The following is a 9229-nucleotide window of genomic DNA, read 5'->3' as shown; positions in this document are numbered from 1 at the left end:
GCAGGAAAAGGCGCTGTTTGCGAGCAGAAGCTGCTACGGTTGCAAGCGCCTACATGTAGCTGAGGTCGCTGCGGCACGAGCAGTAATCAGGCCTTTGTCTCTAACTTAGCACTACTTTGGCAGAAGCGTAAGGTGATCGGCGAGTGCTGGGACATACCGTCAGGACCGCGCGCAAATGGCTTGAGCAGGCCGGAGCGCCGCTTTGCCCGATCGAGGATCACGGCCAGATGAGCCAGAGCCGCTGGACGACGACAGCGAGGATGAGGGCGACGAGGGGGAATAAGCGCCCCAATCAAATGTATATCCCTTAGCATTACAAACCATGCTACAGCGCAACCATATTGCCAGCGGAGCGAGAGCAGAATGATATTGGCAGTCGGAAACACTAAGGGCGGTGTCGGCAAGACGACCCTTGCCGTCAACCTCGCGGTGGCGCGCGCGCTTGCGGGCCGCGACCTCTTGCTGGTGGACGGCGACGAGCAGGGGACCGCCCTCACCTTTACCGAGCTGCGCGCCGATCGACTTGGGCAAGCTGGCTATACCGCCGTTGCGCTCACCGGCGCGGCGCTTCGCAGCCAGGTCCGCCAGCTCGCGGCCAAATATGACGATATTATCATTGACGTGGGCGGCCGTGATACCGGCTCGCTGCGCGCCGCGCTCACCGTGGCTGACACGTTGCTGGTGCCGGTGCAGCCGCGCAGCTTCGACGTGTGGGCGCTTGACCAGGTTGCGGCGCTGGTGGCCGAGGCGCGCGAGATCAACGAGGGCTTGCGCGCCGTCGCCGTGCTGAACGGCGCGGACGCGCAAGGGGCCGACAATGAGGCCGCCTTGGAAATGATCGGCGACATTGAGGGGATCGAGGTGCTGCCCACGTCGATAGTGCGGCGCAAGGCGTTCCCGAACGCGGCGGCCGAGGGCAGGGCGGTAGGGGAGCAATCGCCGCGTGACGCCAAGGCGATCGACGAGCTGGCCGCATTGGTCAGCGCGGTATTTGTATAGCATAATGATAGCGGAGTGAATTTCGATGGCTATCGCTCGTAAACCGAACAGCAAGCCCAAGTCGCCGATGGATGAGGCGGCGGCCGATGCCTTCATTGCCGGGGCGGCCAAGCCGAAGGCCGAGCCGATCGCGACCGAGGCCGACGAGGCGGGGCAGGGGGCCGAGCCGCGCAAGTCGCCGGTGATGCTCCGTTTCGATCGCGCGTTGCTGGCGAAGGTCGATGCAGCGGCCAAGCGGCGCGGGATCAGCCGCAGCGCATGGATACAGTTCACGGTGAGCCGTGCGCTCGATGCCGGCGAGGGGTAGGGCCGGCTAGGGCGAGGCGGCCCCGGCGCGCGAAAAGTGAGTTTTGGGGTAGGGGTTCACCTTTGGGCGGCGGGCGCGCTGAAATCCACCAGCACCGGCATTTCGGGTATATCGCCGCGCAGTTTGGCGCGGCGGACGATGCTATGTTGGTCGATCAGGTTTTGCGCGTCACGACGGCCGCTCATGGTTTTCGGGAGCCACATCATAGAAACCCGCTCGACCTTGCGCCCCTTCTTGATCGGGGTGAACTCGACCCAGAAGGGGCAGAGCTTGTTGATTTCCTCCTGGGCGACCTTGAGGCAGTATTTGTTGAAATCAGCGAACCGTTCCAACTTGCCTTCCGGCACGTTGAGCAGGCCGCGTAGCTCCGCAATCGTGAACTCTTCGCTTTGCTTATATTCGAGGCCGATACGGCGTTCGATCATTTCATAGAGGCACAGCGCGTATTTCGACTCGAAACAATACATCACTTGCGTCTTAAGTCGCGCATAGACCTCGCTGTTACGCAAAATCTCAATCAGTTCTTCGGGGATGCGGTAATGCAGGAAGCCGTCTTTTTCGAGGCTTTCGTCGCTGGAGCCGAGAAGCTGAACGCGGCGCTTGTAGCTCTTGCCGCCCTTGCGGATCGTGACGATGGCGATTGTGCCCATCAGGCGCAGCAGCGAGCTTTCTATGCGCTCGTTGCCTTGGTGCGTGCCCTTGAGCGCGGTTTTGGCGATGCGGTGAATGACCGGCTCGCTGATCCGCTCCCAGGCGTTGGCAATCAGCAGATTGTAGATTCGGCGATCGGCGAGGGTGAGGGGGGACAGCTCGACAATATCGACCAGCTCGCCGGGTTTGACGATTTCCCCGTAATTGGCGGGATCGAACGGGTTTCCGCGCCCCTTTTGCGAGAGGGTGAGGGCGGTATCATCGCCTAGGGCAATCTTTGCCTTTCCGTTATTTACAGGTGAGCTTGCGCGAGTCATGTCCTCACTTTAGCAGCAACGGTGAGCTAGGCAATTCCTAAAGCTCCCCGATGGAGGGTGGGGAGGGGATACCCCAAACCTCACCGTTGATTTGGCGGCTACCCCAACACTCACCGGACTCGACCCCAAAACTCACTTTTACCGACCCCAAAACTCACCGAAGGCTACCCCAACACTCACGCGACTCGACCCCAAAACTCACTTTTCGGGGCAATTTTTCTTGGTTTTCTGCGGGTTTGAGGCACCCTGAATCTTGAATCTAAGAAGAATCTTTGAATCAGAACGCGAACGGTGAGTTTTAGGTGAGTTTTAGGGTAGCCCTGCCTGTGGATAACTCCGAACTCGCCGCATCGTCAGACCCGAAGAAGAAGAAGAAGAACACCGTCTCCTGGAGCTTCGCCCCGCCGGCTCGCGACCTTCAGCCGCCCCGGATCGCTTTAGCGATCCTCCCACCCGGCATCCCCATGATGGACCGGCTCCGCCGGTACGCTTTTTGTTTGATTAGAAATGTTTAAACACCACGTCCCTACCGCAACGACAGCGCCAACGGCCAAGTAGCAAATTGGCTTTCTTGGAAAGCCAAACGGATAGGGTGGTGATCCAATTGAGAGGGCGGAGCAGGCGGAAACGTCGCCCCTGGTGCGATTTCCGAGCCGCTGGGGCGCATTTCGGGGTGGGGGACAGGAAATGAGGTTGGAGCAGCAAATGCGCTTTACGGGCTTCCTGGGCGGCCGATTTTTTGGAAGCTAGATCTTCGACCTTCAGGGGATCATCCACCGCTGCGTCGATCGCTAATGGTGAGGTCATACCCCAAACCTCACCTTTAGAACGCCAGTAGGCGATTTTCCGCGCTTTCGAGCGATTTCTATGACCAGGGAGGGATGGCAGAGCGCCATCATTCAATATCGTTTGTATATCGGAATGATGCCGCTTCGACTACGGGGCCGTTTAAAGACTTCACGCCTTGTCGAAGCGGCCCGCGAACTCGCGATCGGCATAGTATTTGAGCTTGGCGGCGACGATCGACCGTTGTCCCGCGAAGAACAGGAACTGGTAATCCTCGCGCAGCGAGCGGACTTCATCCGGCGTGAGCAAGGGCCGCGCAAGATGCTGCTGGCCGAACGATATGCCGGTTTCGTCGCTGTCGATCGCGCGGCTTCCTCGCGCAGCATGTCGAACAGGGCGTGTTCGCCGGCGTCGAGCGCCATGCCTTCGATCGCGAGATTGGCGCGCGCGTCGGCATCATCCTCGCGCCGCATGGCGGCGTCGGCCGGTGTGCCGCGCGTGAAATCGAGCGCGCGGACTTGGGCGCGGATTGCGTCCACGTCGAGCATGTTCATGGTGCGCTTCTCCCTTCCGTTTCCGCGTCGAACGCCCGCCAGATCGCGCGAGGCCCCATGTTAGGATTCCTCCCTTTCGATTGCGGCGCGGACGAACCGCACACGTTCGGCGACAGAGGCGAGGGGAAGCGTCACCAGCTCGTAGCCAAGGCCGGAATAGACCGCGACCATCGCCTGATAGGTCGCCTGCGCTTCCGCGAAATCCTGTTTTCTTTCCGCATCGGCCGCGAATATCTCGCGCCAAGGGGGCGATGAACACGCGGGGTTGATAGCGAAACAGGTCCGCCGCTTGGCTGACATGAGCCGGGACGGGGAGGCCGCACAGGCGCAGATAGCCCGCCACATCAGGCACGCTGCGATCGCAGATCACCGGCCCTGCGCGATCGTGGGCCTCATGCCATGAGCGCAATTCCCAACCCAGCATCAATTCCGCGAAGGCGGCGCGATCGGCCCAGGGGAGGGCCGCGCCGCCGATCGCGACCTGATCGCGGATGATGGCCCGACCGGCTTCCGGCATGTGGTCGAAACCCTCCACCGCCAACGCTTCGATTAGGGTGCTTTTGCCGGAGCCAGGCCCGCCGGTGATGACATGGAAATCGGGCCGATCAGCCATTGCCCGCACCTTCCGCTTCCGCGTCGAACGCGCGCTTGCCCCGCCGCTTCCAGAGCGCCAGCACATTGCCAGCGTCGTCGCCTTGAACGCGCGCTGTACAATCGAGCAGCGCGCCGTAAAGGGTGGCGCGATCATCGTCGGCCAGCTCGACCAGACCGGCTTTCTGGACGAGGCCGCCCAGCTCTATGAGATGGCGCGTGCGCTCGCGTCGGGCCACGACCCATCCTCTCGTATCGGTGCGGCGCGCGGCGGCTTCAAGCCTGTTCCTTGCCTGCGCCAGTTTGCCTTGCGCCTTCACCGTTGCCGCCAGTGCGTCGGCCAGCCTTGCGACCGCGTCCTTGAAAGAAGGCCGCGCCCCGCGAGCGCCACGCCTCCTTTTCGTTCGCGTCGGCCGCTTCCACAGCGGCGAGCAGCGCACCGGCGAGCGTGTCCAGATCGAGCGCATCGGCCCCGGTGGACGTGACCAGCTCGCCGAGTTGCTGGACCTTGCGGGCCTTCAAAGCCTTGGCCTTGTCGTTCAGCGCCCGCAGTTCCGCGTCATAGTCGCGCACCTTTCGCATCTTCTCTCCCTCGCGCCCATGAATGGAGCCGCAGCGTAGCACGATAGCGCGCGCGAGGAACCGTTCCGATCAAGAAATGCGGCGAAGTCAATCACGCGAACGGCAGAGAGTGTGAGTGCGCGCTTATACATCGTTGCCGACCTGCGCTAAGAAGGGCAGTATAGCGGCCGTTATGGCGATCTACCATTTCTCGGCCAAGGTCATCAGCCGCGCCAACGGATCGAGCGCCGTTGCCAGCGCGGCCTATCGTGCGGCGGAACGGCTGCACGATGACCGGCTAGGGCGCGACCATGATTTCTCAAACAAGGCCGGCGTCGTCCATTCGGAAATCTTGGCTCCCGAGGGTGCGCCGGAGCGTTTAAACGATCGCGCGACCTTGTGGAACGAGGTTGAGGCCGGCGAGAAGCGCAAGGACGCGCAGTTGGCGCGCGAGGTGGAGTTCTCGATTCCGCGCGAGCTGAACCAGCAACAGGGCATCCAGCTCGCCCGCGATTTTGTCGAAAAGCAGTTCGTCGAACGCGGCATGGTCGCGGACATGAATGTACATTGGGACATGGGCAAGGACGGGCAACCCAAGCCGCACGCGCATGTCATGCTGTCGATGCGCGAGGTTGGCCCGGAGGGCTTCGGCCAGAAGGTGCGCGAGTGGAACAGCACGGCGCTGTTGCAGGAATGGCGCGTGGCCTGGGCCGATCATGTCAACGAGCGGTTGGCCGAGCTGGATATAGACGCCCGCATAGATCACCGGACGTTGGAGGCGCAGGGCATCGACCTTGAACCCCAACACAAGATCGGGCCGGCGGCGTCGCGGATGCCCGAACAGGGGCTTGAGGCCGAGCGGGTCGAGGACCATGCCCGGATCGCGCGCGAGAACGGCGAGAAGATCATCGCCAGGCCGGAAATCGCATTGGACGCGATCGCCCGCCAACAGGCGACGTTCACCCGGCGCGACCTGGCGCAGTTCGCGTTCCGGCACAGCGACGGCAAGGATCAGTTCGACCAGGTGATGAGCGCGGTGCGATCCTCGCCCGAGCTGGTGGCGCTGGGGCGGGACGGGAAGGGCGAGGATCGGTTCACGTCGCGCGACATGATCGCGGCCGAGCAGCGGTTGGAACGCGCGGCCGAGGGGCTGGCGATCGACCGGGGGCATGGTGTCGCCGACGCCCATGTGACCCGCGCGCTGGCGTCGGCCGAGGGCAGGGGGCTTGACCTGTCGGCCGAGCAGCGCGGGGCGTTGGCGCATATCACCGGCGACAAGGGCCTTGCGTCGGTCGTCGGCTATGCCGGCAGCGGCAAGTCGGCGATGCTGGGGGTCGCGCGCGAGGCGTGGGAGGCGCAGGGCTATCAGGTGCGCGGCGCGGCCTTGTCGGGCATCGCGGCCGAGAATCTGGAAGGCGGGTCCGCCATCGCGTCGCGGACGATCGCGAGCATGGAATATCAATGGGAGCAGGGCCGCGAACTGCTAGGCCCGCGCGACGTGCTGGTGATAGACGAGGCCGGCATGATCGGCACGCGCCAGATGGAGTGCGTGCTGTCCCATGCCGAACAGGCGGGCGCGAAGGTCGTTCTTGTCGGCGACCCCGAGCAGTTGCAGGCGATCGAGGCCGGGGCGGCGTTCCGGGCCGTGACCGAGCGCCACGGTTGGGCCGAGATCACCGAGATACGCCGGCAGTGCGAGGACTGGCAGCGCGACGCGACCAAGGCGCTGGCGACGGGCCGGGCAGGCGAGGCGATCCATGCCTATGAGGCGCATGGCATGGTGCAGGCGGCCGAGACGCGTGAGCTGGCCCGCGCCGATCTTGTGGACCGCTGGGATGCCGAGCGCATCGCCGCGCCGGATCAGTCGCGGATCATCCTCACCCATACCAATGCCGAGGTGCGCGATTTGAACCTGGCCGCGCGCGATCGGCTGCGCGACGCCGGCGAGCTGGGGCCGGACGTGCGCGTGTCGGCCGAGCGCGGCGCGCGGGACTTCGCGACCGGCGACCGCATCATGTTCCTGAAAAACGAGCGCGGGCTAGGGGTGAGGAACGGCACGCTGGGGAAGGTCGAGCAGGTATCGCCGGAGCGCATGGCGGTGAAGCTGGACGATGGCCGATCGGTCGCGTTTGACCTGAAAGATTATGCCCATGTCGATCACGGCTATGCCGCCACCATCCATAAATCGCAGGGCGTGACGGTCGATCGCGCGCATGTGCTGGCGACCCCCGGCATGGACCGCCATTCGGCCTATGTGGCGTTGTCGCGGCACCGCGACGGGGTGCAGCTCCATTACGGCCGCGACGACTTCGGCGACGATCGCCGGCTTGTCCGCACGCTGTCGCGCGAGCGGGCGAAGGATATGGCGTCCGACTATGGCCGCGACCGGGATGCGGAGATTCGTGCTTTCGCCGACCGGCGCGGATTGTCGGGCGAGATCCGATTGCCGGAACGGGCGGAACGCTCGCCGGTGGAGATCCTTGGCCCGCGCGCGGGAACCATGCGCCAGATGGGCGAAGATCCACGCACGGTTCGCGATGCCGGCGACCGCGGCGCTGGCGCGGGACAAGCCGCGGCCGAGCGGCAACCGCGGCGAGGCATGTTCGACGGCTTCCGGCCTGCCCCGCAGCGCCCAGCGCCGGAATCGACGCCGGCAGGCGAGCGCGAGAAGGCGGCCCCCAAGCGCGGCATGTTCGACGGGCTGAAGCTGTCGGCCGCGCCGCTGAAGGGCGCGGAGCGCGCGCCGGTCCCTGCCGATCGCGGCCAGGGCCGCGACTATGCCCGCGCGGTCGAGCGGGCCTCGCGTTCGGCCGAGGCGGTGTTGCAGGCGCGGGCGTCGGGCGCTCCGGTCCTTGAGCATCAAAAGGTCGCGCTCGAGCGCACGACACAGGCGCTGGACCAGATCAGGCCGGGAGCCTCGCGTGACCTCGCATCGGCGATGCAGCGCGATCCCGCCTTGCTGCGCGAGGCGGCGGCGGGGCGCAGCGGCCCGATGATCGAGGCGATGGCCCAGGAGGCGCGCGTGCGGGCCGATCCGAACTTGCGCGCCGATCGGTTCGTGGAACGCTGGCAACAGCTCTCCCAGGACCGTGACCGGCTTTATCGCGCCGGCGACATGACGGGCCGCGAGAAGGCGGGCAAGGAAATGGCGGGCATGGCGAAAAGCCTTGAGCGCGATCCCCAGGTGGAATTGGTCCTGCGTAATCGCACCCGCGAGCTGGGGCTTGAGATCGGCATGGGCCGGGGGCGCGGCATGAACAGCGGCGACCTTGGCCGCGAGCTGGCGCGGGATTTAGGGATAGGCATGGGGCGCGGAATGAGCCGGTAAGGAGAGGATGATGGACGAGGATAATTATCGCAACAACGGCAGGGCCGGCGACGATCCGCAGGCGGCGTTCGAGCAGTTGCGCGGCGAGGTGGCGCTGGTGCGCCTTGCGGTCGAGGGGTTAGCCCGCGCGCGCGAGTCCATCGAGATTCCCGATTATCAGCCGACGCTCGCCAACACCGAGAAGATATTGCTGGCGCTCACCCAGCGGGTCGATGTGATCGCGAAAAGCCCCGCGATGAAACTCACCCCGGAGACGATGGGAGAGCGTGTAAACGCTTCGGTGGCGAGTGCGACGGGCGAGCTGCACAACCTGGTGAACAGCACGCGATCGGACATGAGCGAGGCGGCGCGGGAATTGCGGGGGCTGATCGGAACGACGCGCGCGCGCTGGCAACAGGATCGGTGGCTGTTTTGGATCGGGTTGGGCGGCGTGGTGCTGGGGATATTGCTCTATGCGCTTCTCGCCGGCCTGATCGCGCGCGCCATGCCCGATAGCTGGCAGTTGCCGGAGCGCATGGCGACGCGGGCGCTTGCCGAACCGACGCTATGGGATGCCGGCACGCATCTGATGCAGCGCGCATCGCCGGCGAGCTGGGAGGGGATCGTCGCGGCCGCCAATCTGGCGCGGGACAATCGCGAGACGATCGAAGCGTGCGGCGCGGCTGCCGCCAAGGCGAAAAAGACGGTGCGCTGCACGATCGAGGTCAAGCCGGCGAACAATGACCGCTGATCGGCGCGCGCGGCCAAGCTCAGCGTCATGCCTTCGCCGATCGCGTAGCGGCCGAGCGCCATATCGCCGCCACCCTACGCCGGCGCGGCACTGCCGAGGGGCGTATCGGCGTGCCCTATCGGCCTATAGGGGCTAGGGGCGAATCACGGATTTCACCTGAATCCCGTCATGCCGTGGCGCAACTCCTGACGATCTCCGCCGCGCACGCTATTGCGCGGCCTCTCTGATCCCGCATAATGTCCGAAAAACACTGTCGGATTGTAAATGTGTCCGACAACATGGTTTTGGGGGTTTTCCGTCATGCTCGTTGGCTACATGCGCGTATCGTCAACCGATGATCGGCAATCGGTCGATCGGCTCTGTTGCAAAGATTGGCGGCAGTCAGAGGTAGGCTGTCGCTCTGCG

General features: G+C 64.6%; 8 protein-coding genes and 2 pseudogenes. 5 read left to right on the top strand and 5 right to left on the bottom strand.

Translation table 11 applies throughout. From position 1 onward, the window contains the following. Positions 1–149: 149 nt before the first annotated feature. The 3 genes and pseudogenes from SPHS8_RS20550 to SPHS8_RS19880 all read left to right on the top strand — a co-directional run. Positions 150–283: pseudogene (locus SPHS8_RS20550) on the top strand (transcription elongation protein SprT); the annotation flags it as partial. Positions 284–363: 80 nt separating this feature from the next. Further along, positions 364–999 (top strand): AAA family ATPase, encoded by a 636-nt coding sequence (locus SPHS8_RS19885; protein ID WP_015460616.1) that lies wholly within the window; start codon positions 364–366, stop codon positions 997–999. A 25-nt stretch (positions 1000–1024) separates the two neighbouring features. Then, on the top strand, positions 1025–1306 hold the full coding sequence (locus SPHS8_RS19880; protein ID WP_015460617.1) for a hypothetical protein: 282 nt from the start codon (positions 1025–1027) through the stop codon (positions 1304–1306). 56 nt (positions 1307–1362) lie between these two features. On the opposite strand, the gene SPHS8_RS19875 is transcribed toward SPHS8_RS19880, so the two are convergent. The 5 genes and pseudogenes from SPHS8_RS19875 to SPHS8_RS19855 form a co-directional block, all read right to left on the bottom strand. Beyond that, positions 1363–2274 carry a replication initiation protein gene (locus tag SPHS8_RS19875; protein ID WP_015460618.1) on the bottom strand — a complete coding sequence of 304 codons (912 nt, stop codon included), beginning with the start codon at positions 2272–2274 and terminating at the stop codon, positions 1363–1365. Between the two features lie 957 nt (positions 2275–3231). Next, positions 3232–3402, bottom strand: coding sequence for a type IV secretory system conjugative DNA transfer family protein (locus SPHS8_RS20545; protein WP_443020035.1), 171 nt, complete (start codon positions 3400–3402; stop codon positions 3232–3234). Positions 3403–3674: 272 nt separating this feature from the next. Continuing rightward, positions 3675–4227: pseudogene (locus tag SPHS8_RS19865) on the bottom strand (AAA family ATPase). Next, positions 4220–4444, bottom strand: a complete 225-nt coding sequence (locus SPHS8_RS19860) for a conjugal transfer protein TraD (protein WP_015460621.1) — start codon at positions 4442–4444, stop codon at positions 4220–4222. Before SPHS8_RS19860 ends, SPHS8_RS19865 begins: the two are co-directional and overlap by 8 nt. A gap of 37 nt (positions 4445–4481) precedes the next feature. Beyond that, positions 4482–4787 carry a conjugal transfer protein TraD gene (locus SPHS8_RS19855; RefSeq protein ID WP_015460622.1) on the bottom strand — a complete coding sequence of 102 codons (306 nt, stop codon included), beginning with the start codon at positions 4785–4787 and terminating at the stop codon, positions 4482–4484. Positions 4788–4959: 172 nt separating this feature from the next. Between SPHS8_RS19855 and traA the strand changes: the two genes are divergently transcribed. Both traA and SPHS8_RS19845 read left to right on the top strand, forming a co-directional pair. Next, on the top strand, positions 4960–8094 hold the full coding sequence (gene traA, locus SPHS8_RS19850; RefSeq protein WP_201516820.1) for a Ti-type conjugative transfer relaxase TraA: 3135 nt from the start codon (positions 4960–4962) through the stop codon (positions 8092–8094). A 7-nt stretch (positions 8095–8101) separates the two neighbouring features. Then, the gene (locus SPHS8_RS19845; protein ID WP_015460630.1) at positions 8102–8824 is read left to right on the top strand and encodes a DUF6118 family protein; all 723 of its coding nucleotides are present in this window, start codon (positions 8102–8104) and stop codon (positions 8822–8824) included. Positions 8825–9229: the final 405 nt, after the last annotated feature.

The organism is Sphingobium sp. S6 (genome assembly GCF_905120495.1).
Classification (GTDB): Bacteria; Pseudomonadota; Alphaproteobacteria; order Sphingomonadales; family Sphingomonadaceae; genus Sphingobium; species Sphingobium agri.
This window is presented reverse-complemented; position numbering and strand designations above follow the sequence as displayed.

Bases quoted from the DNA above. Each gene is read 5' to 3' on its own strand.
- SPHS8_RS19880 (WP_015460617.1), top strand. From the start codon at position 1,025: ATGGCTATCGCTCGTAAACCGAACAGCAAGCCCAAGTCGCCGATGGAT.
- SPHS8_RS19875 (WP_015460618.1), bottom strand. From the start codon at position 2,274: ATGACTCGCGCAAGCTCACCTGTAAATAACGGAAAGGCAAAGATTGCC.
- traA (WP_201516820.1), top strand. From the start codon at position 4,960: ATGGCGATCTACCATTTCTCGGCCAAGGTCATCAGCCGCGCCAACGGA.
- SPHS8_RS19885 (WP_015460616.1), top strand. From the start codon at position 364: ATGATATTGGCAGTCGGAAACACTAAGGGCGGTGTCGGCAAGACGACC.
- SPHS8_RS19855 (WP_015460622.1), bottom strand. From the start codon at position 4,787: ATGCGAAAGGTGCGCGACTATGACGCGGAACTGCGGGCGCTGAACGAC.
- SPHS8_RS19845 (WP_015460630.1), top strand. From the start codon at position 8,102: ATGATGGACGAGGATAATTATCGCAACAACGGCAGGGCCGGCGACGAT.